This window comes from Mycobacterium sp. NGS61 (genome assembly GCF_059812325.1).
The window spans coordinates 29,986-54,385 of the sequence record NZ_JCALCL010000014.1 but is presented as its reverse complement, the minus strand read 5'-3'; the positions used below and the strand labels follow the sequence as shown (position 1 = coordinate 54,385).

The following is a 24,400-nucleotide window of genomic DNA, read 5'->3' as shown; positions in this document are numbered from 1 at the left end:
CGACCCGGCATCAGGCGTCAATCCCCAGATCGGGTTGCGTTTAGAAGTTCCCAAGAAACCTGCAAGGCCTGCTCCGCAGACTCACTTCATCAGCACCATCCATGTCCGTTCACACCGAAGTGACCAAGCAGGCCAAAATGAGCGAAGTTCGCACGATCGACCTACACGGTGACCGCGTCGCCTACCGCGACGAAGGCGCTGGCGAGGTGCTGCTGCTGATCCACGGCATCGGCGGCAGCTCGAACAACTGGCGCGCCATCATTCCCGCGTTGTCCAAGCGATTCCGGGTCATCGCGCCGGACCTGCTGGGCCACGGACAGACCGACAAGCCACGCGGCGACTACTCCTTGGGCGCGTACGCGGTGTGGTTGCGGGACTTCCTGGACGCGTTGGGCATCCCCCGCGTGACCGTAGTGGGCCACTCCCTGGGCGGTGGAATCGCAATGCAGTTCACCCACCAGCACCGTGACTACTGCGAGCGGCTGATCCTGATCAGCAGCGGTGGACTCGGCGCCGAAGTGAACCGCACGTTGCGGCTGATTTCGCTGCCCGGGTCCGAGATTCTGTTGCAGGCGGCGGCGTCGCGGCCGATGATCGCGGTGCGCAAAGCCGTGACGGCCCTGGGGTCCAACGACGAGCACAAGACTCGCCTGGACGAGCACTGGGAAGCCCACGCGGCGCTCTCCAACCCCGAGAACCGGCGGGCTTTGCTGCGCACCCTGCGCGCTGTCGTCGACCGGCGCGGCCAGTTCGTGTGCGCGCTGAACAAGTTGCACCTCAACGCGAACGTGCCGGTGATGATCATCAGCGGCGACAAAGATCGGGTGATCCCCGTCTCGCACGCCTACGCGGCCCACCAGGCTATGCCACACAGCCGACTGCACATCCTCGACGGCGTCTACCACCACCCGCAGACCGAACGAACGGACGTGGTGGCGAGTCTGATCGACGACTTCATCGGCGCCGACGGCGAATACGCCGGTGCTGCAACGACTGCGGCCGTGTCGCTCGCGGACTGGTCGGCATCGGCTGACTCGCGCAGCGGCGGCCCGCGCTCTCGCGCCGTGATGCAGCGCATCAGCCGGCGACGCACGCGCCGGCACCTGCAGTCGGTACCGGCAGCCAGCTGAAACCGCGGAACGGTTACACCTGTCGGTCAGAGGGCCAGGCTGGGCAGGGCCACGATGTCACCGCGCAGCGCGGCGATCACGTCCTCGGCCACCGCGGCCGGGAATTGGACGGTGGCCGTGGCGATCTCGTCGATGCCGTCGCGAACCGCGGTGACAACCGCCGCCGGATCCCCGGAAAGCAACGACAGCCCGACGTCCCAGACCGCGTATTGCGGGGCGGTGATGAAGTTGCGCCAGTCGACGAACAAGGCGGTGGGTAAGTTCGCCGGGCCGATCGGGATGCCGTCCCAGCTGTTCATGGTCCAGCCGCCGGCCGGGTTGCCGGTCACCTGCACTATTGCGGTGTTGGGCAACGAATGTGTCAGCAGGAGTAGCGGATTGGGGTTGTCGACGTTCATCAGCGTGCCGACGCCGATGGTGAAAGCGCTGGAATACGCGACGGAGGTGTCGCCCGGCACCGGATTCGCCAGCGCACCGCCGTAGATCGCCTGTAGCGAGCTGTCGAAGTTACGACTGAAAACGATGCCGTTGAAGTCCGTGGATCCGGGGGCCAGCGTAGGGAAAAGCGGGAATCCCAGGGTCCAGGCGATCGGTCCGACCAGGTAGAGCAGACCGGCGGGACTGATCTGCGGCAAACCTTCGAAGATTCCCGCGTGGATCTCGTTGAGCCCGGGCAATACACCGTAGGCGGAGGTCAGTTCGGTCGCAGTCTGCTGCACCCTGAGTAGCTGCGACGCGAAGACCCCGGAGTATTGCGTACTCGGCGACAGCACCCCTGCCACGTTGGTCGCCTGCTGCACGCCCGCAGGGGTCAGGTTCACGCCAGGCACGGCGGTGTCGATCCAGCCCTGTGCGTTGGCCACCGACTGGGCATGCCGGACGAAATCGATGACAATCTGCTGGCCGCCACCACCCGCATCGCCGTACGAACCGGTGCCGATGAACAGTCCCGCACGACCGGTGGTGGCGCCGGGGCCGCCGTTGCCGAAGAAGAACGCCTGTCCGCCGGCACCATCCGTCCCGCCGGGACCGCCCATGCCGCCATTGCCCAGCAGCCAGCCGCCGGAACCGCCGGCACCACCCGGTCCGCCACCGGAGCCGGTACCGCCGGGACCGCCGTTGCCGATCAACCCGGCGTTGCCGCCGCTGCCTCCGGCGCCACTGGCCGGACTGAAGCCGGGGCCGCCGTCACCGAACAGCAGACCCCCCGCACCCCCGGTGGGCGCCGTCGCCGTTCCGGGCGCACCATTGCCGATCAGCGGACGCCCCAGCAGCATGCTGCTGGGGACATTGACGATCGGATCCAACGCCTGACCGACGGGGCTGGCGATCCACGCCTGACCGGCCGCATGAATCGGCCCGTACATCGCGATCTGAAACCCGTCGGCCGCGGCCACGCGCAACGTGACGACGATGGCCGCTTCAGCATCTGCATAGGCGGCAGCCGCACCGTTCAACGCGCTGACGAACTGCTCGTGATAGGTCGCCGCTTGGGCCGCTGCCGCCTGGAATTGCCGGGCGTGCGTGCCGAACAACTCGGCGATGGCGGTTGAGACTTCGTCGGCGGCTGCTGCGGCTACCGCGGTGGACGGCAGCGCCGCCACGTGCACGGGGGTAGGTGGCGCGGCGATCTCGGTCGATGTCGCCGCGGTCTGCAGCATGCCCGGCGCAACCAGCACAAATGACATCGCCCTACCCCCATTGGTATCGCGTAGTGATCATCATGGCGCGCAGGCCGGGCAATCACGGCGTTATCACCAGAATTGGTGGGCGGGTCAGCGCTCTCCGCTCTTGCGGGACAGGAACGCCTGCATGTGCTGCTGCGGTTCGCCGGTCAGGAAGGCGTGACCGAACTGTTCGACGCTGTCCTCGATCGCCTCGTGCACCGTCATGTCGAACCACTTGTTGAGCAGCCGCTTCTGCTGGCGAACCGCGTGTGGACCAAATCCGACGAGCCGTGCCGCGAGCTCGCCGATGCGGGCGTCCAGCGCGTCGGGCGCGACGACTTCGTGTACCAGGCCCCAGTCCGCGGCCGTGCCCGCATCGATGGTCTCGCCGGTCAGCAACAACCACGCGGCGCGCGACGCCCCGATCAGCGCCGGCATCAGCGCCGCGTGAATCACCGACGGGATGCCGACGGCAACCTCTGGCATTCCGAATCTGGCGCCGGACTCGGCAATTCGTAGATCGCACGACATCGCGACCTCCAGACCCCCACCCAGGCACCAGCCCGAGAGCCGAGCGATGACCGGGACGGGGCAGCGCCGAATCGCTTCGCACAGCCCCGCGAGTCCACGGATGAACACCTCGGCACCGGCCGGTTCGAGGGCGACCATTTCGTTGATATCGGCACCGCCGATGAACGCCCGGTCCCCCGATCCGCGGAACACGACCACCCGCACCTCAGCGTCCTGACCGATGACGTCGAACACGTCGGCCAATTCTGAATTAGCCGCGCTGCCAATGATATTCAGCGGTTTCGAGTTGATCAGTTCGACGGTCGCCAGTCCGGCATCGCGGCCGAACCGGACGAATCGCCCCTCCATGGTGGTCATCCGCCGCCCTAGGAAGCGGCCTCCAATTCGTCGAGCGCTTCGCCGGTGTAGACCGCCAGCCGCTGCAGGTGCGGCAGGGTGTCGCGACACCCGATGAATCCGAAGTTCAACGTGCCCGCATAGCTCTGCAGCGTGACGTTCAGCGCCTGACTGTGCGCCACCAGCGAGACGGGGAAGGACGCCTCCATCCGGCTACCGCGCAGATACAGCACGTCCTGCGGTCCGGGCACGTTGCTGACGCACAGGTTGAACGCGTACGGCAACGGCGTTCGCACCCCGGCGAGCGAGCTGGCCACCTGCATGGTGAACGGCGCCATCAAAGCTGTCGTGTAGGCCAGGATGGCGTCCTTGTTCATTTTGGACAACTCCGCCTTGGCCATTCGGGTCGTGGTCTTGACCACCTGCAGCCGCTCGAGGGGATCGGCCACGTCGGTGCCCAGCGACCCCAGGATGGCGGCGACGGCATTGCCGCCACCCTCGTCGTCCTTGGGCCGGACATTGACCGGCAGCATCGCGATCAACGACTTGGCGGGGAGTTCGCCCAACTCGTCCAGAAACCGCCGCAGGCTGGCGCCCACGAGTGCCAGCGCGACGTCGTTGATCGTCGCATCATTCGCGACGCCAATGGATTTGAGTCGGTCCAACTGATAGTGCTGGGTGGCGAAGCGGCGGTTGCGGCTGATCCGGGTGTTCAGGACGCAGTGCGGCGCCTGCACTGAGCCGATCAGGTTGCGGTACTCGTTGTCGGTGCGGATCTGGGTGTTGACGAGCGCCTTGGTCAGATCCAGCGTGGACCTGCCCGCACCCGCGACCGAGCCGATGGCGCTGCCCATGCCGCTGACCACGCCGCCCAGGCTGCTCAACACACCCCCGATACTGCCCAGCACGTTGGTGGCGATCCCACCGCCGCCTTCCGGCTTGTCGGCGGAGACCCGCTTGGGGGCGGCGACATTGAAGAACAACGGATGTTCGGTGTCATGGGGATCGGTCGACAGGCTGCGCGCCAGCATCTTCTGGCCGGTGTACCCGTCGATCAGCGCGTGATGCATCTTGATGTAGATCGCGAACCGGCCGCCCTCGAGGCCCTCGATGAAGTGCATCTCCCACGGCGGCCGACGCATGTCCAGGGCGTTACTGTGCAAGCGGGACACCAGGATTCCGAGTTCGCGTTCATCGCCCGGGCTGGCCAGTGCCGAACGCCGGACGTGGTAGTCCAGGTCGAACTTCTCGTCGCACACCCAGGATTGGATCGGGCTGCGCAGCAGATCGGGATGGCTGAGTTTCAGATTCCACGGCTCCACCACCTCGTTGGCCTTGCTCTCGTCGACCAACTGCCGCAAGAAATCACGCGGCGCATCCGGCGGCGGCGTGAAGGGCATCAGCCCACCGACATGCATCATGGTGCTCGGGGTCTCGGCGTAGAGGAACAACATGTCTTGCGGACCCAGCCGCCTGGCCGTTCTGCTCATAGCTCTCCTTTGCCGGCACCACCTGGTGATCAGGCTCCTCGCATGTGACCGTAGTCCACTTGAGTGCCGTTGACCCGGACTCTTTTTCGCGGCGGCGTCCGGTTGCGGCGGCAGCAGGCTCCGAGATCAGCGGGCTGCGCTTAATGGCGCGCCCGAGCCGCCCTGCCGGACAACAGGATTGGGCTGCGCGAACTCCGAGGCTAGTACAGCGGGATCCAGGTCCCGAAGAACCAGTAACCCCAGCCGCCGTACTGCCAGTTGAAGACCGGCAGCGCGGTGAAGTTGTTGTACGCGAACGGGCCGAAATCGCGCTGCCCGTAGCCGAGGTCACGCGCCGGAGGTCCCTCGTACGGCCGGTTCCATCCACCGGGGGGCGGCGGGCCATTCCATCCACCGGGAGGTGGCGGACCCTGCCAGTTGGGCGGCTGCTGGCCGGGCGGGGGGCCGTTGTTGTAGCCGAAGCCGCGTTGCGGCGGCGGAGGTGGCGCGCCGCGGCCGGGGAACAGGATGCCGGCCAGCGTGTTGATGGGACCACCCACCTGGTTGTTGGGCTGCTCCAGCGGTCCGCGCGGAATGAACGGCGGGTGCGGCGGCTGGGTGGCCGGGGCGTTGATGACGATCGTGATGCCCGGACCGGGAGCCGTCGGGGTGCTGGACTGTCCGGCCGGAGTCGTGGTGGTCTGCCCGCTCGACGTGGTCGTCTGCCCGCTCGACGTGGTCGTCTGCCCGCTCGGCGTCGTACTGGTCGACGAACTGGACGTGGTGGTCGACGGGGTGGTGGAGGTGGTGGCGGCGCTCGGCGAGGTGGTCGTCACCGTCGGCGTGGTGGCCTGCGTGGTCGTCGGGGTGGCCGGCGCCGTGGTGGTCTGGGCAGTCGGCGGCGCGCTACTCGCCGGAGCCGTCGCGGAGGTTTGCGGCGCCTGACTTTGCGGTGCCGTGGTCTGCGGCCGCGGCACCGTGGTCTGCGGGGCCGGGGTATTGGTTCCGGTTCCCGGCGTCGGGGTGTCCGGGGCGGAGTTGGCGAGCCCCGCGTCCAGCATGATCGCGGATATCCCCAGACCTGTCGCGACAGCCGCCGCGCCGACGACCCGTTTGATAGTCATAGCTGCGTCCCCTCCTGGGTTCGTCCGCCCGCGCTACGGGCAGGTCACGCTCATTTCGAACGACTTGGTCACCGGCTGCGGTTGCTGCGGGTTGGTCATGTCGACGCCCGACGCGGTGCCTTTGATGGCGTAGGTCTTGTCCTTCTTCGCCGCCCCCGCGTTGGTGGCCTGGTTGGGCGCTGCGTCGGAGAAGCCGAGCGTGATCCCGTCGACGCTGCCCAGTCCGACCGCGTGCACGATCGGCGGGTTGGCGTTGCTGACCACCGCACCGATCCCGGCGGACGCATCGCCGATGCCGATGTTGGTGTTGGGCCCGGCCACTGTGCAGGTCACGGCGCCGGTGATGTTCAGGTTCTTGCCGTCGACGATGATCACCGGGCCGGCCGGCGCCGACTGCGCCCCACTGGGCTGGCCGGCGGTGGACTTGTCCTTGTCGCTCGAACAACCGGTACCCGCCGCGATCACGACTGCCACACTCGTCACACCGATCCAGAACTGACGCTTCACCACTGCTCTCCTTGTCACTGGTGTCGGCCCCAACCAAGCGCTGCGCGCGGGTACCCGCCAGATCGCCTCCGCAAACCAATTCATACCGCGCACAGATTTGGCCGACCAGCCCTCAGCCAGGGCCGACGTGGCGGCCGAGGAAATCCAGCACGGCGTCGGCGAAGATGTCGTTCCGGTCGCCGGCAACCATATGACCGGCGCCGCGGACATCGGTGAACTCGACCTGCGGGAAACGCGCCAGGAATTCAGCGGCGCGTTCCTGACTGACCAGATCGCTGACCTGGCCTCGAACAAGCAAGACAGGCAGGCCATTTCGCAGAATCACTTCGATGGCTGCGTGCATCCGGTCGGGGTCGGTCACCTCGAAGGGCGGGAACGCCGCGGTGCCGCTGATGAACTGCGGATCCCAGTGCCAGTACCACCGGTCGCCGCGGCGGCGCAGATTGGTGGTCAACCCGTCCAGGTCGGTGGGTCGAGGCCGGTGCGGGTTGTACTCGGCGATCGCATCGGCGACCTCTTCGAGCGACCCGAAGCCCGTTTCCACCCGCTCGGACATGAAGGCGTGGATCCGGTCGGCGCCCGATTGCTCCATGTTCGGCACGATGTCGACCAGAACCACCGCGCTGGCGATACCCGGCGACACCTCCCCTGCCAACAGCATCGAGGTGAACCCGCCGAGCGAAGCCCCGACCAGCACCGGGTCCGGCGGTAGGTCACGCAACACTTCGGCGACGTCGGCGGCGAAGGTGACCACGCGGTAGTCACCGTCGTCGGACCAATCCGATTCGCCGTGACCGCGCAGATCCACCGTGACAGCCTGGAACCCGCGTTGGGCGACCGCTGCCGCCGCCCGCCCCCACGAGCGCCGGGTCTGCCCACCGCCGTGCAGGAACACCACCGCGCGCGCCTGCGGATCACCCAGCCGGTCCCAGACGATCCGCACGCCGCCCGGTCCGCGGGTGCTGAAAGGTTCGGCTACCGTCGCCATCACGGAATGGTAGGACGCTCCTGCCTAGCGCGGACCCGGCGATCACGCAGCCGCCGCACGATCGCCAGCGGCTCGCCGTCACGCCCGGGCGCGAACAGCGGAATGATGACCGCGGCGATGGCGACGATGAGCGCCATCACCCCGTAGGACGCGCTGGATGCCGTCACGAACGCTTCCTTGCTGCGTTCGGCGAGCTGCATCCCTTGCGGCCCAAGATGATTCGCGACAGCCAGCGCCTTGGACAACGAGTCGGTGACGGGTCCGCGCACCGGCTCGGGATAGTTGCCGAGGGCGGCGGCGATGTGGTGGCTGTAACTGCCGGCGAGGATGGACCCGGCCAACGCGATGCCCAAGGCCCCGCCGACCTCGCGGGTCGCGTCGTTGACCGCCGATGCCACCCCCTGCTTCTGATCGGGTGCGGCCGTCATGATCGCCGATGTCGTTGGCGCCGTGCACAATCCGAATCCAGTGGCGATCACCATCAGGGGCCAGCACACTTCGGCGTAGGACGAGTCGACGTCCAGAGTGCACATGCACAGGAAGCCGACCGAGACCAGCACCATGCTCGCGAACACCACCACCCGCAGGCCGAGCTTGGGCACGTACCAGGACGATAACGCGGACAGCGTCAGCAACGGGAAACCCATGGGGCTCAACGCAATTGCCGCGACCAGCGCCGAGTATCCCTTGACCTGCTGTAGGTACTGGACGACCAGGAAGAACAGCGCGAAAGTGGCCATGAACACCACCGTGATGGCCGCGGCGCCGGTGCCGAAGTTGGGATTGCCGAACAACCGGATGTCCAGCAGCGGTTGCGGCCGCCGTAATTCAACGAACCCGAACACCACCGCAAGCACCGAGCCTGCGATCAGACAGCCGAAGACGCGCGGGTCGCTCCACCCGTGTGCCGGCGCCTGCAGGATGCCGAACACGAAGACCGCCACCGCCGCCCCGATGGTCACCGCACCGGGAACGTCGAGCCGCGGGGCATCGACATCGCGTGATTCCGCAATGGTCAGTGTCGCCGCGAAAACCACCAGTCCGCCGATCGCGAGCGTCCAGAAGATCGACCGCCAGTCGAAGAACTCGATCAGCAGTCCGGTCCCGACCAACCCGAACAGACCCGCGGAGCCGGCGACGCCGGCCCAGATGCCGACCGCTTTGGTGCGAGCTTCGGGCGGGTAGGCCACCGTCAACAGCGACAACGTCGCCGGCATCACGAACGCCGCCCCCGCACCGGCGAGGCCGCGCGCGGCGATGATCTGCATGGGACTGTGGAAGACCAGGGGCGCTGCCGATGCGATCGCGAAGATGGCCACTCCCACCAGCAGGGCACTGCGGCGTCCGTACCGGTCGCCGATCGCCCCGGCCGGCAGTAGCAGGCAAGCGAGCAGCAGCGTGTAGCTGTCCACGATCCAGGTCAGCTGCGTCTGCGTCGCCGCGGTGGCGATGGCTATGTCACTGAGCGCGGTATTCAGCGACACCATGGACGCGATCACGAGGGCGACACCGGCACAGGCGATGAACAGCGTCCAGCCGCGCCGAGCGCGGGATCCATCGGCGAAGGTGTCGGACCCTGACTGATCGGACCGTTTGCGGGTCCGGACTGCGAAACCGGTCATCGGCCCGCTTTCTTTTGTTGGACAGGAGCAAAACAAGACTGACAGTCTCGAAACGAGACCAGCGGTCTCATACCCGCCCGACAGTGCCCGGAAACGGGCGAGGCGTCAGGTGCGCGGCCTCCCGGGCAACCGGTCGCGCAACCACAACCCGATCCGGGTCAGCGGGTTGGCACCCGCACGCTGCGCGTCTTTGATCTTGTCCAGCGTCTGCTCGCCCTCGATGGCGTAGTCCTTGACTGATTCGTCGCCTTCTTCAGCGCGCATATCAATGCCTCTCCTCACGGCATCCCGTGCGGATACCTCTGTCGGCCTCGATTGGCCTACCCGCGCCGGTGGAATTTCAAAACCGGCGGCCCTCAGCCGCCGGTGCGGGTGAACGTCATGTCATACGGCCCGCCCTTGCAGGAACTGCCGGATTCGTCCTTGGTGCCGCTGCCGGTGAGCACCGATATCGGATCCTGGGCCGGCTCGGGCAGCGGGAAGGTGCCCTTGATCCTGACGTGCGAGGTGCCCCCGGCCGGACAGGCCGCGTCGTACTCGTCGTCGCGGGTCCAGACGTTGTCGGCGAACAGCAGGAGCTGGGTCCCGCTGCTGCCGTTGCGGACGAACCGACTGTTGCACCGGTCCCCGGTGCGCAGGCAGATGGTGTCCACGTTGTAGTCGGCTTCTTGCGGCTTGGGCGCATTGGGTCCGGTGTAGGTCGTCAGCAGATGGTAAAAGCCGTGCAGCGCCTGCGCGGGGGACAACACCCGGGCGGGCTGCTCCGCGGGGTCGGACAGGCCGGCGACATCCGCGTCGCCGCTGCGGGTGAAGGTGACGGTGCGCTTGCTGTAGCAATCCAGCGAGTCGGTGATCCATTCCCCGACCATGGTGCCGTCGGCGTGCGGCTGCAGCCAGACGTAGTTCCATTTTTCGATGCTCTTGTCGTTGCACTTGCCGCCCTCGAGCGCGACGGCTATCCAGCGTCCCCGGACATCGTCGAAAATCAGCTTCGGTGTGTGGTTGTAGGTGCCGTCGCTGCGCTGCGCGGTGGCGACGCACTCGGTTCCCGACCCGTTGCATGCCGAGCGCAGCAACCAGGTCTCCTGGCCGGGCGGCTCGGAATTCGGCACCTCTTTGCCCGCGAGCGACACTTTCGGGCCGAAGTCGGCGGTGTAGGTGCCGGTGAACGGCCCGCTGTTGGTCAGCTCGCCGGGTTGCGCACCGCTGGAGTGCTCCGCGGTCGGCCGGCTCCCGCTACTGCCACCACCGCCGCTGGTCAACACGACCGCCGCGACCACCGCGACGACGGTCAGCAGTGCCCCCGCCCCCGCCAGGATCAGCGGCTTGCGGCGGCGTTTCGCCGGCGGCTTGGGCGTGTTCTCCTCGGCCGCCGGCCACGGCGCCGGAGTTTGCGGATCGCCGCTGGCCGGTCGGTACAGCGTCGGTTCGTCGGCGCTTGACGGCGACTGCTGATTCACATCGGCGGCCGGGCGGCGCTGGGTGGGATCGGTGAGGGGCCGACGCAGGTTCGGGTCGGTGGTCGGGCGCTGCACATTGCGGTCGGGTAGGGGCCGCTGCTGGTTGGGTTCGACGGGCGCGCGGTACTGGTTCAGGTCGACGTTCGGCCGGTACTGGCCCGGCCCGCCGGGAGGCCGGCGTGGGTCCGGGGGCGGGCGCCGCTGCCCCTGGTCCGGGTAGCCGGAGCCGGGGCGCATCGGGGGTTTCTGCTGCGGCGGCCGGTTCGGCGGCGGCGCGAGTTGGGTGCGTTGCTGAACCGGTTCGGGCCGGCGCATCGGAATGGGCCGGGTGCCGGTGACCGCTTCCCGGGCGGCCGCGGCCATGTCGGTGACCGTCGGGTAGCGCTGGTCGGGGCTCTTCGCCATCGCCGTCGCGACGACGTTGTCGAGTTCCTCGGGTATGCCGCGGCGCAGCGCCGACGGCCGCGGCGGCGGCAGGCTCAGGTGACCGCCGATCTGCTGCTCGAGGCTGCCGCCGGGGAACGGCTGTTCGCCGGTCAGGCACTCGTGCAGCACACATCCCAAGGCGTAGGTGTCGCCGCGCGGGTCGGTCTGGCCGCTGGTCACCCGCTCCGGCGCCATATAGGCCCAGGTGCCGATCACGTTGCCGGTACCGGTCATGTGCGAATCGCCCGCCGCACGGGCGATGCCGAAGTCGATCAGGTAGGCGAAGTCGTCCTCGGTGACCAGGATGTTGGAGGGCTTGACGTCGCGGTGCACCAACCCGATGCGGTGCGCCGAGCGCAACGCCGACGCGATCTGCTCGATGATGTTGACCGCGCGTTCCGGCTCCAGTGCGCCGTCGGCGATGATCGCCTGCAGGTCCCGGCCCACCACGAGACGCATATCGACATAGAGCCGGCCCTCGATCTCCCCGAAGTGGTGGATCGGCACCACGTGCGGGTCGTTGAGGCCGGCCGCCGCCAGGGCCTCGCGGCGGAACCGCTGTTCGAAGGTGGGGTCGTTGGCCAGGTTGGCCGGCAGTACCTTCACGGCGACGACACGCTGGGTCTCGGTGTCGTAGGCGCGCCACACCTCACCCATGCCGCCGCGTCCCAGCAACTCGATGAACTGGTAGCGGCCGAAGGTCGTGCCCTGCACTCCGCCCCCTCAAGCGAAAGTTATCGATGCTATTCAAGAAAAAGATTAGAGCCGTGCGGGCGGCGACGCCCGGCTTTGCCACTTAGCTAAGCACGAAAAGTGGGACGCGGGATAGCTGGTCCCGGCCGGGGCCGCAGGGGGTCACATCACAGGGCGCTGATTCCGTTGTGGAGCACCATCGCGCCGATCAGCAGCAGCACGACGGCGAGCATGGCGGCGTGGTTTTTCTCCATCCAGTCCTTGAGCCGGTCGAGCTTGTCGTCGAGGCGGTCCCCGGCGCTCAGATAACCGACGATCGGGATCGCGACCGTCGATGCCGACAGGACGACGAAGATCGCGGCGAACAAAAACTTCCCGCCTGCGGCGAGCCCACTGGTTCCGATGGCCAAGCCGCCGGCCAGGCACAACAGCGACACCTCGAGGCGGACCACCGTCAACACCACCGCGACGATGCCCGCGCGCCCAGGGGTGATGGTGTCGAAAGCGCGCATCCAGCGCGGGGTGTCGGATTCCCGATGCCGGGTCAGCCACCGATAGCCGCCGAACAGGATCAGCACGGTGCCCAACACCACCCGCAACCAGGACGCCCACTGCGGCGTCGCCTGGTGCAGGCCCGCGAACAAACCGGATCCGGCGACGAAGATGCCGGTCAGCGCGGCCAACCCGAGCACCCACCCGGCCAGGAACGCAATCGCCGTCGGCCGGGGCCGCGGTGCGTGCAGCACCAGCACCGCAGGAATGATCGTCAACGGCGATACCGCGATGACCAGAGCCAGCGGTATCAGCTTGGTCAGCAACGAAACCAGATTTCCTGTCACGGGCAGCAATCTTCGCATTGAGCCGTGCCGGGTGACTCACCAAACGCCGAGGCGCACCGACGGGCAACGCCTGCGATCAGTCCTTGCTGGCCTTGACCGGGTCCGCGCTGGGCGCCAGCTTGAGCAGATTGCCCCGCAGGCTGGCGCGCGCGGTCCGGACGGTCACCAGGACCCAGGTCAGCAGCAGGCCGGCGTAGGCGACGGTTGCGGCCACCGTGAACGCCGGCAGGTGGGTGTGCGACGCCAGCTGTGCCGTGCCCGTGACGAACGTGCCGACGGGGAAGGTCAGGCTCCACCAGGTCAGGGCGAACGGCATGCCGCGCCGCAACGTGCGGACGGTGAGCGAGGTGGCCAGCGCTATCCACAGCACCGCGAAACCCCACACCGGGACCCCGAAGATGACGGCGAACGCGGTCATGGCTGCCGCCAGCCGATGATCCACCGCGCCGGTCTCAGCAGCCGACGCGAGCAGGCCCGCCGCGGTGATGGATTGCCCCAGCGGACCCAGCACGATCCACAGTGTCGGCACCCGCGCCGAACCCGAGGTGCCGTAGAGCACCAACCTGCTCCAGATCATCGCGATGATGTTCAGCGAGGCCAGCAACGACATACCGAACATGGCGTAACAGCCGAACAGCATCGTCTCGCGGCCTGTTCCGGGCGGCAGGTGCGGCAGCAGCAGCGCGCCCGTCGCGGCCGACACCATCGGCGGCACCACCGGCATCAGCCAGCCCCCGAACGCCGCGTCAGGTTCCACGCGCAACTGGGTGAACATCAGGAACGGGATGCTCACCGCGGTGAACAGCCCACCGACGGTGCCGACCGTCCACAGCACCCAGTCCAGGTCCACCGCGATGCGTTCGCCGAGCAGATCCCCCGACACCAGCACCGCACCCGCGCCGACCGTCATCATCGCCATCGGCGCGGCACCGTAGAAATGCGCCATCTGCGGATTGCGGGCATGGGTACGGGCGACGGTGGGATTGCGCAGCCAATGGCCACCCACCAGGACGACCAGCACTGCCAGCAGAGCCGCGGCCAGTATCCAGACGCCGTGGGTGAAACCACGCAGCCCCGGCACCTGGACCGGCAGCGTGGCGCCCGCGATGGCCACGATTCCGGTGCCCATCACCGAGGCGAACCAGTTGGGCCCGATGTTGCCCAGCACCTCGACGCGGGTGGGTGACGTACCGGGTACCGGTGCCGCGTCGACCGGTATGGGGGCGCTCATAGCAGTGCAACCTACCCGCGCCCAAGTCACTAGACTCCCGATGAAGTGCACGGACGACGAAATGAGACGCACTTTTCGATGAAAGCGCCGTTGGTGATCGGGATCTGCACCGTGGTCGTGGTCGCGGCGCTGGCCATGCCGGTCAAGCAGCGCTGCGGTGCGCCGGACCGGACCTGCGCCACCACGGTCGACGCCCGCGGCGACGTGCACTACTACTACGAAGTCGAACCGTTCGGGATAGTGGTATTCGAGATAGTGACGGGTATGGACATCCCGTTGTATTACAGCTCCGGTGAGGAGATCGAGAGGGTCCGATGAACGCTCGAATAGCGGGACTGGTCGTAGTGGCGATGATGCTCGGCGGCTCCCTCGCCGCGGTACCTGTGACCGATGTGGCGCTGGTGAACGTCAGCGAGAACTACTGCGGCGCCAACTATCTGTGCCTGGCCGATCCGGCGCCGGACGGTGGCGACCAGGCCACCGCGGAACGCCGGATCACCGACGGCTACGTCGCCAAACAGGCCGGCTGCACCCCCGATGCACCGGCCAACCCGCGGTCCGTCACCTGGGATCCGCCCGGATTCACCCCCAACGCCGGGGGCGCAGGCATGATCAACGACGCCAACCCGGCCCTGGGCGGTCACTTCGTGGCCGACTACGTCAACGGCCGCTGGCACATCGACTATCAGTACTGCTGAGCTCCGGGATATCGCGCGAAACTCCCCCGAAAGGGTGTCTGACCTGCTCACCAGGTGAGTCTGCCCACATCGTTACCCGTGGAGCATGGGCTCCGCAGCAATCTGTCGCATACTGGACGTCATGCCTGAAACGACTGCACCGCAAACCGCCGGCCGGGCGCCGGCCGGTTGGTGGGTGGTTGGCCGAGGACGGTAGTGGCGCGCTCCGGCGGTAACCACCGCCTCCGATCAGACCGCCGCGCTGCTCGGCGGCCGTCGCGACTGGCCAAGCGGCTGTCGCGGGTCTTCATGACCCTGGCCTCGGCAGTGGCGGTCGGGATGACCGGGGCCGGCTACTGGGTCGCGCACGGCGCGCTCGGCGGCATCACCATTTCGCAGGCGTTGACCGCCGAGGACCCGCGGTCCAGCGGAAACACCATGAACATCCTGCTGATCGGGCTGGACTCCCGCAAAGACCAGGAGGGCAACGACCTGCCCTGGTCGATCTTGAAGCACCTGCACGCCGGCGACTCCGACCAGGGCGGCTACAACACCAACACGCTGATCCTCGTGCACGTCGGCGCCGACGGTAAGGTCGTCGCCTTCTCGATCCCACGAGACGACTGGGTGCCCTTCAACGGCGTCCCGGGCTACAACCACATCAAGATCAAAGAGGCGTACGGGCTCACCAAGCAGTACATCGCCAACCAGCTGGCCAATCAGGGCTCGCTCACCCAGCGCGAGCTGGAAGCCCGGGGCCGCGAAGCCGGCCGGGCCGCCACGCTGCGCGCGGTGCGCAGCCTGACCGGCGTTCCGATCGACTACTTCGCCGAGATCAACCTCGCCGGCTTCTATGACCTGGCCCAAACGCTGGGCGGCGTCGAGGTATGCCTGAACCATCCCGTCTATGACTCCTACTCCGGCGCCGACTTCCCGGCCGGGCGTCAGCGCCTGGACGCCTCCCAGGCGCTGTCGTTCGTCCGGCAACGGCACGGTCTGGAGAACGGCGACCTGGACCGCACCCACCGCCAACAGGCCTTCTTGTCCTCGGTCATGCGGGACCTGCAGAGTACGGGCACCTTCACCGACCTGAACCGCCTCAACAGCCTGATGGCCGTGGCCCGCAAAGACGTCGTGCTGTCGGCGGGCTGGGACGAGGGCCTGTTCCGCCGGATGGGCGAACTCGCCGGTGGGAACGTCGAGTTCCGCACGCTGCCGGTGGTGCGTTACGACAACATCGACGGCCAGGACGTCAACATCATCGATCCGGCCGCGATCAAGGCCGAGATCGCGGCGGCGTTCGGAACGGTTGCCGCCCCGACCCCGGCGACCACCACCAGCAGCAAACCGAACCCGGCGACCGTCGTCGACGTGGTCAACGCCGGCAGCATCGGCGGCATGGCCAGCCAACTATCCGCCGCGCTGAAAAAGCGCGGTTTCACCGCGGGACAGGTCCGCGACCGCGAGTCAGGCGACCCGACGTCCACCACGGTCCAATACGGTCCGGGTGCGGAAGCCGACGCGCAGAACCTGGCCACGCTGCTCGGCGTCGACGCTCCGCTACAGCCGAGCCCGAACATTGCGGCCGGACATATCCGGGTGACTGTCGACACCAACTTCTCGCTGCCCGCCGCCGAAGAAACCACCACCACGAGCACCAGCACCACCACGACCACGACATCGACCAGCGGCTATTACTACAACGGCAACTTCACGCCGTATCCCACGCCCGATCGCGGCAAGCCGATCGACGGCGGCGGCGTGCCCTGCGTCAACTGAGCCGCGTCAGGCGTGGGTTCCGCCGTCGATGCGGATCTCGGTCCCGGTGATGAACGCGCCGTCCTCGGAGACCAGCATCGCGATGACACCGGCGATCACCGACGGGTCCGCCATCCCGGTGCCGCTGGACGTTTCGGTAGTGGGCAGGATCGGCATCAGCCTGCCGAACAGCGACCAGTTCGCGTCTTTGGGGATGTATCCGCCGGTGGCGTCGGTGATTCCGGACTTGATGCTGCCCGGCGCCACGCATACCGCCCGCAGACCGGCGCCGGCGTACTCCAGCGCCAGCGAGTGGGTGAACGCCTGCACCCCGCCTTTGCTGGCGGCGTAGGCCGCCATGTAGGGATGCGCGAAGGTCGCCGAAGTGGAACTGAAGTTCACCACCGTGCTGCGCGCGTTGTCCAGCAGCGCGGGCAACGCTTCGCGGACCACCAGGAAGGTGCCGGTCAGGTTCACGGTGATGATCTGATTCCACAACTGAAGGCTGGTCTGCCGGGTGTGGGCGGCACGCAGCATGCCGGCGGCGTTCACCACGGAGTCCAGGCCGCCGAGGGTGCCGACCGCCGTCCGCACCCCGTCGATCACCGCCTGCTCGTCGGCCACGTCCATCGGCAGCGCGGTGAACCGGTCACCGGCCCGTTCCCCGACGGCGGTCAACGCGTCGGCGGCAACGTCGGCCCCCACCACCCGGGCACCTTCGTCCAGTAAGCGCAGCGCGGTCGCCCGACCGATCCCCGACGCCGCGCCGGTCACCAGGATCCGCTGGCCAACGAGTCGCTGCACGGCTTGCTCAGACCACGCCGCGCAGCGCGTCGGCACCGAACATCTGCTCCATCATCGACGAATAGTCCGGGCCGCGGCGCACCATGTGGCCGCCGTCGACGTTGATGCACTGGCCGGTGATGAAACTGGCGGCATCGCTGAGTAGGAACATGGCCAGATTGGCCACATCCTCGACTTCACCCACCCGCGGCAGCGGCGTGCACAGCGCATAGTCGCCGCTGATCTCCGGCGACTGGATCACGCTGGCGTCGACCAGGTCGGTGCGGATCAGACCCGGACGGATGCTGTTGGCCCGCACCCACGACGCCCCGAGTTCGTCGGCGGCCAGCTGCATCATGTGGTCGATGGCCGACTTGGTGACCCCGTACGGCCCGAACCAGCGGTGGGTGTTGCTGGCCGCGATCGAGGAGATCGCCACGAATGACCCGCCGCCGCCGCGCACCAGTTCGCGGGCGGCGTGCTTGAGCACGTACATGGTGCCGTTGACGTTGAGGTCGACGGTGCGCCGCCAGGCGTCGGAGTCGGTGTGGGTGAGCGGTCCGATGGTCAGCGATCCCCCCGCACTGTGCACGACGCCGTGCAACCGGCCGTGCCAGGCGGTCGTCGCGTCGACCGCTCGGGTGACCTCGTCCTCGTTGGTGACGTCGACGGGTTCGTAGCGGATCGAGCCGGGCAGCTGCAGCCCCTCGATCTCCTCGACGGCCTGCGCCAGCCGGTCGGAGCTGCGGCCCACGATCATGACCGACGCGCCGGCGTCGACGAGCCCGGTCGCCACCGCCTTGCCGATCCCGCTACCACCACCGGTGACCAGATACGTCCGGTCGTCAAACGAAAGCTGCACGGAAAGACCCTCTCTCGGTCAGGGCTCGTCGCGACGGGCGATCTTGGTCGGCCTGGCGGTACGCCAGTCCTCGACGTCCGGGGGCAGCCCGACCGGGAATCTGTTCTCGTTGTGGGCCGCCCAGTGCGCGTGCCCTAGCTCGTGGACGTGGAACGCGTGCCGCAGCGCCTCGGTGAACCCCATCGCGTCCGACGCGGCGTTCACCGAAGCTTTGACCAGCAGCGCGGCCATCGTCGGTCGCTCGGCGATGCGGCGCGCGAACTCCAGCGTCTTGTCCTCCAGCTCGTCCACCGGGAACACCTTGGACACCATGCCCAACCGGTAGGCCTCGTCGGCGTCCAGCGAATCACCGGTCAACAGCAGCTCTTTGGCCTTGCGCGCCCCGAACTCCCAGGGATGCGCATAATATTCGACGCCCGGCATGCCCAGCCGCACCGCGACCACGTCGCTGAACTTCGCGTTGTCGGCCGCGACGATCAGGTCGCAGGCCCAGATCAGCATCAGCCCCGCCGAGATCGCGTTGCCCTGCACCTGCGCGATGGTGATTTTGCGCAGATCGCGCCAGCGGGCGGTGTTCTCGAAGAAGAAGTGCCACTCCTGGTGGTAGAGCTTCTCCACGATCGGCGTCAAGGTGGCGCCGTGCGACTGGAACGTCGGGTGCTGGGCCGGGCCGGGCTTTCGCTCCAGCAGCGCGGCCTCCGAACCCAGATCGTGGCCGGCGGAGAAGTTGCGGCCCCGGGCGGCCAGGATCACCACCCGGACGGTGTCGTCGGCCTCGGCGCGCCGGAAAGCCTCGTCCAACTGCACCAGCAGGGTGCGGTTCTGGGCGTTGTGCTCGGCCGGTCGGTTCAACCAGATGCGTGCGATGCGACCCTCGTCGAGGGTCTCGTAGGCCACCATTTCCGGGGCCTGGTACTCCTGCGCCTCGGCGCTGTCCTGATCGGAGAGTGTCATGCGCCCACCTCACTTGTCACGGGCTAGGTCTTTACACATTACGGACGGTCTGTAAGCGGGCCGTAGCTGGGGCGGCGCGCCCCGGTGAGCACGCCGACCCGGGTGCCGGACTAGAAAGCGCCGGCGACCCGGCTTCCCTTACAGTTGAGTAATGCCTACCAAGACCGACCACGGTGACATCGGCGACGTGGAACCGCTGGCCGACAGCACGGCCAGCCAGGCTCGACGCGTTGTCGCCGCATACGCCAACGACGCCGACGAGTGCCGGGTCTTTCTGTCCATGCTGGGTATCGGGCCGGCGAAACTCGACAACTAATGGCTCCCAAGGGTGGCGGGGACTCTGACTTCGTCGTCGTCGCCAACCGTCTGCCGGTCGATCAGGAACGGCTCCCCGACGGCACCGTCAACTGGAAACGCAGCCCCGGCGGCCTGGTCACGGCCCTGGAGCCGCTGCTGCGCAAGCGGCGCGGGGCCTGGATCGGCTGGCCCGGGGTCGTTGACGACGACGTCGCACAGCAAGACGCGCCGATCGCCCAGGACGACCTGCAGCTGTATCCGGTCCGGCTCAGCGCCGCGGATGTCGCGCAGTACTACGAAGGGTTCTCCAACGCCACGCTGTGGCCGCTCTATCACGATGTGATCGTCAAGCCGGCCTACCACCGCGAGTGGTGGGAGCGGTATGTCGATGTCAACCGCCGGTTCGCCGAGGCGGCTTCGCGCGCCGCCGCCCAGGGTGGCACCGTCTGGGTGCAGGACTACCAGCTGCAGCTGGTGCCGAAGATGCTGCGCGAGTTGCGGCCGGACCTGACCATCGGATTCTTCCTGCACATCCCGTTCCCGCCGGTCGAGCTCTTCATGCAGTTGCCGTGGCGTACCGAGATCATCGAGGGGTTGCTGGGGGCCGACCTGGTGGGCTTCCACCTGGCCGGCGGTGCCCAGAACTTCCTGATCCTGTCCCGGCGGCTGGTCGGTGTCGAGACCTCGCGGGGAGCCGTGGGGGTGCGCTCCCGCTTCGGCGAAGTGCAGCTCGACGACCGCAAGGTCCGGGTGGGCGCCTTCCCCATCTCGATCGACTCCAGTGAGCTGGATCGGGCGGGCCGCGACCGCAACATCCGCCGCCGGGCCCGGGAGATCCGCGCCGAGTTGGGCAACCCGCGCAAGATCCTGCTCGGTGTCGACCGCCTCGACTACACCAAGGGCATCGACGTGCGGCTCAAAGCGTTCAACGAGCTGCTCGACGAGGGGCGCGCCAAACGGGACGACACCGTGCTGGTCCAGCTGGCCACCCCCAGCCGGGAGCGGGTCGAGAGCTACCAGATCCTGCGCAACGACATCGAGCGGCAGGTCGGGCACATCAACGGCGAGTACGCCGAGGTCGGTCACCCGGTGGTGCACTACCTGCACCGGCCGGTCCCGCGCGACGAACTCGTCGCGTACTTCGTGGCCAGCGACGTCATGCTGGTCACCCCGCTGCGCGACGGCATGAATCTGGTGGCCAAGGAGTACGTCGCCTGCCGCGGCGACCTGGGCGGGGCCCTGGTGCTGTCCGAATTCACCGGCGCCGCAGCAGAACTGCGTCAGGCTTACCAGGTCAACCCGCACGACCTCGAAGGTGTCAAGGATGCGATCGAGGCCGCGCTCACCCAGTCCGACGAAGAGGGCCGGCGCCGGATGCGCGCGCTGCGCCGCCAGGTGCTCGCCCATGACGTGGACCGTTGGGCGCGGGCCTTTTTGGACGCGCTGGCCGATGGGCGTCCGAACGGCTCCGACTGAACCATGGTGCTGCCGCCGAAACGCTGTGATACTCAGGTGCAGCGCTCGGCGTGGGAACGAGCACCGATAGGGAGAGTTTCGTGAAGATCCGTCGCGGACTGGCCGTCAGCGCCGTCGTGAGCACGGCCGTCGCTGTGGGGATGGCGCTGGATTCCGACACGCCGGCCCATGCGATCGGACCGCCGGCCGACGGCAGCTACGCCTTCAACCAGGCCGGTGTGTCCGGCGCCGTCTGGGCCATCAGCGCGTTGTGCGTTCAACCGTCGGGAACCCGCAATATGAACGACTATTCGGACCCGATCGTCTTCGCCATGAACTGCGCGCTGAACGTGGTCAGCACGACCCCGGCCAACAACACCCGGGCCGAACATCTGCAGAACTTCAGCGGCCGGGCCCGGATGAGCAGCATGCTGTGGACCCTGGATGTCAAGAAATCAGAGGGCATTTCGTGTCCGGGCGGTGGATTCGCCGAAACCCACGAAACCTATGCGTTCAGCGACGAGACGATGTCGGGCACCCACACCATCCTCAACGACGCGGTGTGCGGCCTGCAGCCGGGGATGACCAAGCAGCCGTTCTCCCTGGCCTTGATCGGCCCGCCGCCCAGCCCGGTCGAGCGGTATCCGTTGAACTGCAACGAATACGCGATGTGCTTCTAGTCGAGCTCAGATAGGCGCGATCTTGGCGATCAGCCACTTGCCGTCGATGCGCTGGAATTCCACCCGGAGCCGGCTGCCCTCGTAGATGGGCTGGCGGGTCTTGTCGGTCACGATGCGGTTCATGTAGACCATGACCGCCGCCGAATTCCGGTTGGCCGACATCACTCCCACGCCGGACACGCTGGCCTGTACCACGACCTCGCGTTTCTTGGCCTCGGGGATGATCTGCTCGTTGACGCCCTTGCGGAACTCCTGCAAATACGCGGGCGTCAGCAGCGGAAAGGCTTCGGTCAGGGTGCGCTCGACGGTCTGAAATTCGTAGCCGAAGACCTGCGGGATCTCCTTCTCGGCCAGCTTCGGCAGGGTATCGCGCGCCGCCTGTTCGCCGCGTGCCTCCACCCGGTCCCAGTACATCCAGCCCCCGGCCGCCGACAGCCCCACCACCAGCGCGATCGCCAGGCTGGCGGCGGCGGTGAACAGCCACCGCAACCAGCGCATCAGTTACCCCCGTTGGGGTACATCAGGTCGTAACCGGTCATCCGGCCGGCGTCGTCCTCGTGCACGATGACCCGCAGCCGGTAGGGCTCGGACGGCTTGTTCACGCCGTCGATGTCGGCGACCGTCACCCGCACCGCCACCAGCACCGACGCGTTGTTGCTGACCGGGTCGATGCCCTCCAGGGCGGCACCGTTGACGACGGCCTCCGAAGTCGCGTTGGTCTTGCGGTACAGCGATTTGAGGAACTCGATGCTCTCGGTGCCGAATTTGCTGCGCAGCGGCCCGCTGGTGCCGTTGACGAACCGGTTGACCGACTCGTCGATGGTGTCCGGCGTGTAGCTGTACATGTTGACCACGGTCTGCTTGCCGGCGTCGACGAAACGCTGCTCGCGGGCCTGACGTGCGTCGGCGTGCCGGTGCTGGAGCAGCAGGACGGTGACCACCGCCGTCAGCCCGGCGATTGTCACCATCGCGGCCGCCAGCGAAATCCAGCCGACCAACCGCCGGTGCGGCTGCCGTCGCCGCGGCGGTCTGGCCTTTGCGGTGCGTTTGTCGAGTTGGACCGTCCGCGGTGTCGTCGCCTCAACCGCGGCATCGCTCGGGCGGGGCTCTTGCCGTTCGTTTCGGCCGTGGGCGGTCCCGCCGCCCGCGACGCCTTGCGGCGTACGCGCGGGGTCGTCGACTGTGTTTCTGTCACCACCGGAACCACTGAATCTTGCTCGTCAGAACGCTTTGGGCGCCAGCATCAGGTCCACCCAATTCTCGGCGGTGGACGTGCCGCTCACGCCGGACGCGAAGATACCAGTGCCACCGGCCGGGTCGGCGAACCGTCCGGTAGCCGGGTCGTACGTCGTGTACGCCGGACCGGCGGCCTGCGGCTCGGGACCGGGCGCCGGGCCGGTGCCCAGCGGCGGACCCGGCGGCTCGAGGTACTTCGGGTACGGCAGCTGCGGCGGCACCGGCGGCACACCCGGCGGCATGTACGACGGGTTGCCCGGCGGTGGCCCGCTGTCATTGGGCGGCGGATGGTTGAACGCCGGCTGATGCGGAGCCGGACCCGGGCCCGGCACCACCCCGGGCGGCGGTGGGCCCGCGATCGGGATGCCCGGATCGGGGTCCGCTCCCGGCGGAATGTACGGGAAGTGGTTGGGCGGCAGGATGTTCAACCCGTTGGTGACCGGAGTGCCGTACGGGACCGGCGGGCCGCGCCACGGGTTGCTGCCGATCGGCACGAACCCTTGCGGGTCACGGCACAACTGGACCGTGGGTGCCCGCTTGCCGGGGAACTCCTGGCACGGGTAGTTGCGGGCGCCGCGCACGGTGGTGGGGTCGTTCTGCGCTGCCTTGCAGTACATGTCGCGCGGGACCTCGCGCACCGTCTCGTCGGCCGGGGTGCGCATCAGCGGCGCGGGGATGAAACCGGTGCTGCACGGCGGCGGGTCGTTGAGGTCGAGCTTGAAGTCCAGCTTCGCGCCCTCGTCCTGCGGCGCGCCACCAGCCGCGGTGGTGATGGCCGCGAACAGCGCCGGGAAGACCACCAGGAGTTGCTCGATCGACTTGTGGTAGATCACGCCGACCCGGCCGAGATTCGCCATGTTGGCCGCCAGCGCCGGGAACGACGGGCGGATGCCGCTGAACGTCTCGTTGGCCTGGTCGATCGCGCCCGGGGCGGTGGCCAGCGTGTCGCGCAGCCGAGGGTCGGCGACCCGCACCTGGGAGGTCACCCGTGCCAGCCCGTCGGCCAGGGTCCTGATGTCGGCGCCGGCGCGGACCTGGGCTTGCAGGAACGGCCCGGCCTGGTCGATCAGCTGCGAGACCTGCGGGTAGTCGGCGTTGGCCTCGTCCACCAGCAACCGTGCCGACTCGACCAACCGGGCCAATTCCGGGCCGGTGCCGTTGGTCGCCACGAACGCCTCGTGCAGGACTTCGCGCAACCGGGTGTCACCCAGGCTGTTGACCAGTGTCTCCGCCCGCTTCAGCAAATCGGCGACGTCCTGCCCGATCTGGGTGTTGGCCCGGTCGATCTTGGCGCCGTTGCGCAGCTTGCCCGGCGACGGGTTCGCCGGCGGCACCAGGTCGATGTACTGCTCGCCGATCGCCGACACGCTTTTCACGGTGGCGGTGACGTTCGCCGGAATCGGGGTTCCGCTGTTGAGCCGCATCTGGGCGGTGACGCCACTCTTGTTCAGCCCGACGGATTCGACCCGGCCGACCGCCACGCCGCGGAAGGTGACGTTGGCGTTCTTGTACAGACCCCCGCCGGCCACGAAATCGGCACTCACACGGTAGGTTCCGATGCCGAAGGTGGCCGGCAACCGCAGATAGAAGATCGCCATCACGGCCAGGGTGATGACCGTGATGATCGCGAAAATCGACAGCTGGATCTTGGTGAGTCTGTCTATCATCGTCCCGC

23 protein-coding genes and 1 pseudogene are annotated in these 24,400 nt (G+C 67.8%); 7 read left to right on the top strand and 17 right to left on the bottom strand.

Going from position 1 to position 24,400, the window contains the following annotated elements; all coding sequences use genetic code 11:
- The first annotated feature begins 137 nt into the window (after positions 1-137).
- A complete protein-coding gene (locus tag AC5Y3Z_RS22715) occupies positions 138-1,130 on the top strand; it encodes an alpha/beta fold hydrolase (protein ID WP_463828409.1) in 993 nt (330 codons plus the stop codon).
- Positions 1,131-1,156: 26 nt separating this feature from the next.
- On the opposite strand, the gene AC5Y3Z_RS22710 is transcribed toward AC5Y3Z_RS22715, so the two are convergent.
- The 11 genes from AC5Y3Z_RS22710 to AC5Y3Z_RS22660 all read right to left on the bottom strand — a co-directional run bounded on the left by AC5Y3Z_RS22710 (position 1,157) and on the right by AC5Y3Z_RS22660 (position 14,023).
- Positions 1,157-2,818 (bottom strand): PE domain-containing protein, encoded by a 1,662-nt coding sequence (locus AC5Y3Z_RS22710; RefSeq protein WP_463828408.1) that lies wholly within the window; start codon positions 2,816-2,818, stop codon positions 1,157-1,159.
- 87 nt (positions 2,819-2,905) lie between these two features.
- Positions 2,906-3,685 (bottom strand): enoyl-CoA hydratase, encoded by a 780-nt coding sequence (locus AC5Y3Z_RS22705; RefSeq protein WP_463828407.1) that lies wholly within the window; start codon positions 3,683-3,685, stop codon positions 2,906-2,908.
- Positions 3,686-3,693: 8 nt separating this feature from the next.
- Positions 3,694-5,154, bottom strand: a complete 1,461-nt coding sequence (locus AC5Y3Z_RS22700; protein WP_463828406.1) for a WS/DGAT/MGAT family O-acyltransferase — start codon at positions 5,152-5,154, stop codon at positions 3,694-3,696.
- Between the two features lie 200 nt (positions 5,155-5,354).
- Positions 5,355-6,194 (bottom strand): MAP_0585 family protein, encoded by an 840-nt coding sequence (locus AC5Y3Z_RS22695; RefSeq protein ID WP_463828504.1) that lies wholly within the window; start codon positions 6,192-6,194, stop codon positions 5,355-5,357.
- Between the two features lie 96 nt (positions 6,195-6,290).
- Positions 6,291-6,764, bottom strand: coding sequence for a lipoprotein LpqH (locus tag AC5Y3Z_RS22690; RefSeq protein WP_463828405.1), 474 nt, complete (start codon positions 6,762-6,764; stop codon positions 6,291-6,293).
- 112 nt (positions 6,765-6,876) lie between these two features.
- Positions 6,877-7,752, bottom strand: a complete 876-nt coding sequence (locus AC5Y3Z_RS22685) for an alpha/beta fold hydrolase (RefSeq protein ID WP_463828404.1) — start codon at positions 7,750-7,752, stop codon at positions 6,877-6,879.
- Complete coding sequence (locus AC5Y3Z_RS22680) at positions 7,752-9,374, bottom strand: MFS transporter (RefSeq protein ID WP_463828403.1); 1,623 nt, start codon at positions 9,372-9,374, stop codon at positions 7,752-7,754. Before AC5Y3Z_RS22680 ends, AC5Y3Z_RS22685 begins: the two co-directional genes overlap by 1 nt.
- 105 nt (positions 9,375-9,479) lie before the next feature.
- Positions 9,480-9,638, bottom strand: a complete 159-nt coding sequence (locus AC5Y3Z_RS22675; RefSeq protein WP_463828402.1) for a hypothetical protein — start codon at positions 9,636-9,638, stop codon at positions 9,480-9,482.
- 92 nt (positions 9,639-9,730) lie between these two features.
- Positions 9,731-11,917 carry a serine/threonine-protein kinase gene (locus AC5Y3Z_RS22670; RefSeq protein ID WP_463828503.1) on the bottom strand — a complete coding sequence of 729 codons (2,187 nt, stop codon included), beginning with the start codon at positions 11,915-11,917 and terminating at the stop codon, positions 9,731-9,733.
- A 203-nt stretch (positions 11,918-12,120) separates the two neighbouring features.
- On the bottom strand, positions 12,121-12,810 hold the full coding sequence (locus AC5Y3Z_RS22665; RefSeq protein ID WP_463828401.1) for a GAP family protein: 690 nt from the start codon (positions 12,808-12,810) through the stop codon (positions 12,121-12,123).
- Between the two features lie 58 nt (positions 12,811-12,868).
- A complete protein-coding gene (locus AC5Y3Z_RS22660) occupies positions 12,869-14,023 on the bottom strand; it encodes a TDT family transporter (protein ID WP_463828400.1) in 1,155 nt (384 codons plus the stop codon).
- A gap of 78 nt (positions 14,024-14,101) precedes the next feature.
- On the opposite strand from AC5Y3Z_RS22660, the gene AC5Y3Z_RS22655 reads away from it, so the two are divergent.
- From AC5Y3Z_RS22655 to AC5Y3Z_RS22645, 3 genes are all read left to right on the top strand, one after another.
- A complete protein-coding gene (locus AC5Y3Z_RS22655) occupies positions 14,102-14,341 on the top strand; it encodes a hypothetical protein (RefSeq protein ID WP_473140167.1) in 240 nt (79 codons plus the stop codon).
- Positions 14,338-14,721 (top strand): integrase, encoded by a 384-nt coding sequence (locus AC5Y3Z_RS22650; RefSeq protein WP_473140166.1) that lies wholly within the window; start codon positions 14,338-14,340, stop codon positions 14,719-14,721. Before AC5Y3Z_RS22655 ends, AC5Y3Z_RS22650 begins: the two co-directional genes overlap by 4 nt.
- A gap of 195 nt (positions 14,722-14,916) precedes the next feature.
- Positions 14,917-16,479 (top strand): LCP family protein, encoded by a 1,563-nt coding sequence (locus AC5Y3Z_RS22645; protein ID WP_473140165.1) that lies wholly within the window; start codon positions 14,917-14,919, stop codon positions 16,477-16,479.
- 6 nt (positions 16,480-16,485) lie between these two features.
- Here AC5Y3Z_RS22645 and AC5Y3Z_RS22640 read toward each other — a convergent pair whose 3' ends face one another.
- From AC5Y3Z_RS22640 to AC5Y3Z_RS22630, 3 genes are read right to left on the bottom strand one after another with little or no spacing between them, the layout of a single operon-like run.
- On the bottom strand, positions 16,486-17,262 hold the full coding sequence (locus tag AC5Y3Z_RS22640; RefSeq protein WP_463828396.1) for an SDR family NAD(P)-dependent oxidoreductase: 777 nt from the start codon (positions 17,260-17,262) through the stop codon (positions 16,486-16,488).
- Between the two features lie 7 nt (positions 17,263-17,269).
- On the bottom strand, positions 17,270-18,103 hold the full coding sequence (locus AC5Y3Z_RS22635; RefSeq protein ID WP_463828395.1) for an SDR family oxidoreductase: 834 nt from the start codon (positions 18,101-18,103) through the stop codon (positions 17,270-17,272).
- A gap of 18 nt (positions 18,104-18,121) precedes the next feature.
- Entirely contained in the window at positions 18,122-19,057 is a 936-nt protein-coding gene (locus AC5Y3Z_RS22630) for an enoyl-CoA hydratase (RefSeq protein ID WP_463828394.1), read from the bottom strand.
- Positions 19,058-19,208: 151 nt separating this feature from the next.
- On the opposite strand from AC5Y3Z_RS22630, the gene AC5Y3Z_RS22625 reads away from it, so the two are divergent.
- From AC5Y3Z_RS22625 to AC5Y3Z_RS22615, 3 genes are all read left to right on the top strand, one after another.
- Positions 19,209-19,373, top strand: a complete 165-nt coding sequence (locus AC5Y3Z_RS22625) for a hypothetical protein (protein WP_463828393.1) — start codon at positions 19,209-19,211, stop codon at positions 19,371-19,373.
- A complete protein-coding gene (locus AC5Y3Z_RS22620) occupies positions 19,373-20,830 on the top strand; it encodes an alpha,alpha-trehalose-phosphate synthase (UDP-forming) (RefSeq protein ID WP_473140164.1) in 1,458 nt (485 codons plus the stop codon). The genes AC5Y3Z_RS22625 and AC5Y3Z_RS22620 overlap by 1 nt, the downstream gene beginning before the upstream one ends.
- Positions 20,831-20,910: 80 nt before the next feature.
- Positions 20,911-21,489 (top strand): hypothetical protein, encoded by a 579-nt coding sequence (locus AC5Y3Z_RS22615; protein ID WP_463828391.1) that lies wholly within the window; start codon positions 20,911-20,913, stop codon positions 21,487-21,489.
- Positions 21,490-21,495: 6 nt separating this feature from the next.
- On the opposite strand, the gene AC5Y3Z_RS22610 is transcribed toward AC5Y3Z_RS22615, so the two are convergent.
- From AC5Y3Z_RS22610 to AC5Y3Z_RS22600, 3 genes and pseudogenes are all read right to left on the bottom strand, one after another.
- The gene (locus AC5Y3Z_RS22610) at positions 21,496-21,987 is read right to left on the bottom strand and encodes a mammalian cell entry protein (protein WP_463828390.1); all 492 of its coding nucleotides are present in this window, start codon (positions 21,985-21,987) and stop codon (positions 21,496-21,498) included.
- Positions 21,987-22,696, bottom strand: a pseudogene (locus AC5Y3Z_RS22605) (Rv1363c family protein). Before AC5Y3Z_RS22605 ends, AC5Y3Z_RS22610 begins: the two are co-directional and overlap by 1 nt.
- A 13-nt stretch (positions 22,697-22,709) precedes the next feature.
- Positions 22,710-24,392 (bottom strand): virulence factor Mce family protein, encoded by a 1,683-nt coding sequence (locus AC5Y3Z_RS22600; protein WP_463828388.1) that lies wholly within the window; start codon positions 24,390-24,392, stop codon positions 22,710-22,712.
- Positions 24,393-24,400: the final 8 nt, after the last annotated feature.

Excerpts from the sequence above, each read along its gene's own strand:
- AC5Y3Z_RS22715 (WP_463828409.1), top strand. The coding sequence starts at position 138 with ATGAGCGAAGTTCGCACGATCGACCTACACGGTGACCGCGTCGCCTAC.
- AC5Y3Z_RS22710 (WP_463828408.1), bottom strand. The coding sequence starts at position 2,818 with ATGTCATTTGTGCTGGTTGCGCCGGGCATGCTGCAGACCGCGGCGACA.
- AC5Y3Z_RS22705 (WP_463828407.1), bottom strand. The coding sequence starts at position 3,685 with ATGACCACCATGGAGGGGCGATTCGTCCGGTTCGGCCGCGATGCCGGA.
- AC5Y3Z_RS22700 (WP_463828406.1), bottom strand. The coding sequence starts at position 5,154 with ATGAGCAGAACGGCCAGGCGGCTGGGTCCGCAAGACATGTTGTTCCTC.
- AC5Y3Z_RS22695 (WP_463828504.1), bottom strand. The coding sequence starts at position 6,194 with ATGCTGGACGCGGGGCTCGCCAACTCCGCCCCGGACACCCCGACGCCG.
- AC5Y3Z_RS22685 (WP_463828404.1), bottom strand. The coding sequence starts at position 7,752 with ATGGCGACGGTAGCCGAACCTTTCAGCACCCGCGGACCGGGCGGCGTG.
- AC5Y3Z_RS22680 (WP_463828403.1), bottom strand. The coding sequence starts at position 9,374 with ATGACCGGTTTCGCAGTCCGGACCCGCAAACGGTCCGATCAGTCAGGG.
- AC5Y3Z_RS22675 (WP_463828402.1), bottom strand. The coding sequence starts at position 9,638 with ATGCGCGCTGAAGAAGGCGACGAATCAGTCAAGGACTACGCCATCGAG.
- AC5Y3Z_RS22670 (WP_463828503.1), bottom strand. The coding sequence starts at position 11,917 with ATGGGTGAGGTGTGGCGCGCCTACGACACCGAGACCCAGCGTGTCGTC.
- AC5Y3Z_RS22665 (WP_463828401.1), bottom strand. The coding sequence starts at position 12,810 with ATGCGAAGATTGCTGCCCGTGACAGGAAATCTGGTTTCGTTGCTGACC.
- AC5Y3Z_RS22660 (WP_463828400.1), bottom strand. The coding sequence starts at position 14,023 with ATGAGCGCCCCCATACCGGTCGACGCGGCACCGGTACCCGGTACGTCA.
- AC5Y3Z_RS22655 (WP_473140167.1), top strand. The coding sequence starts at position 14,102 with ATGAAAGCGCCGTTGGTGATCGGGATCTGCACCGTGGTCGTGGTCGCG.
- AC5Y3Z_RS22650 (WP_473140166.1), top strand. The coding sequence starts at position 14,338 with ATGAACGCTCGAATAGCGGGACTGGTCGTAGTGGCGATGATGCTCGGC.
- AC5Y3Z_RS22630 (WP_463828394.1), bottom strand. The coding sequence starts at position 19,057 with ATGACACTCTCCGATCAGGACAGCGCCGAGGCGCAGGAGTACCAGGCC.
- AC5Y3Z_RS22625 (WP_463828393.1), top strand. The coding sequence starts at position 19,209 with ATGCCTACCAAGACCGACCACGGTGACATCGGCGACGTGGAACCGCTG.
- AC5Y3Z_RS22620 (WP_473140164.1), top strand. The coding sequence starts at position 19,373 with ATGGCTCCCAAGGGTGGCGGGGACTCTGACTTCGTCGTCGTCGCCAAC.
- AC5Y3Z_RS22610 (WP_463828390.1), bottom strand. The coding sequence starts at position 21,987 with ATGCGCTGGTTGCGGTGGCTGTTCACCGCCGCCGCCAGCCTGGCGATC.
- AC5Y3Z_RS22600 (WP_463828388.1), bottom strand. The coding sequence starts at position 24,392 with ATGATAGACAGACTCACCAAGATCCAGCTGTCGATTTTCGCGATCATC.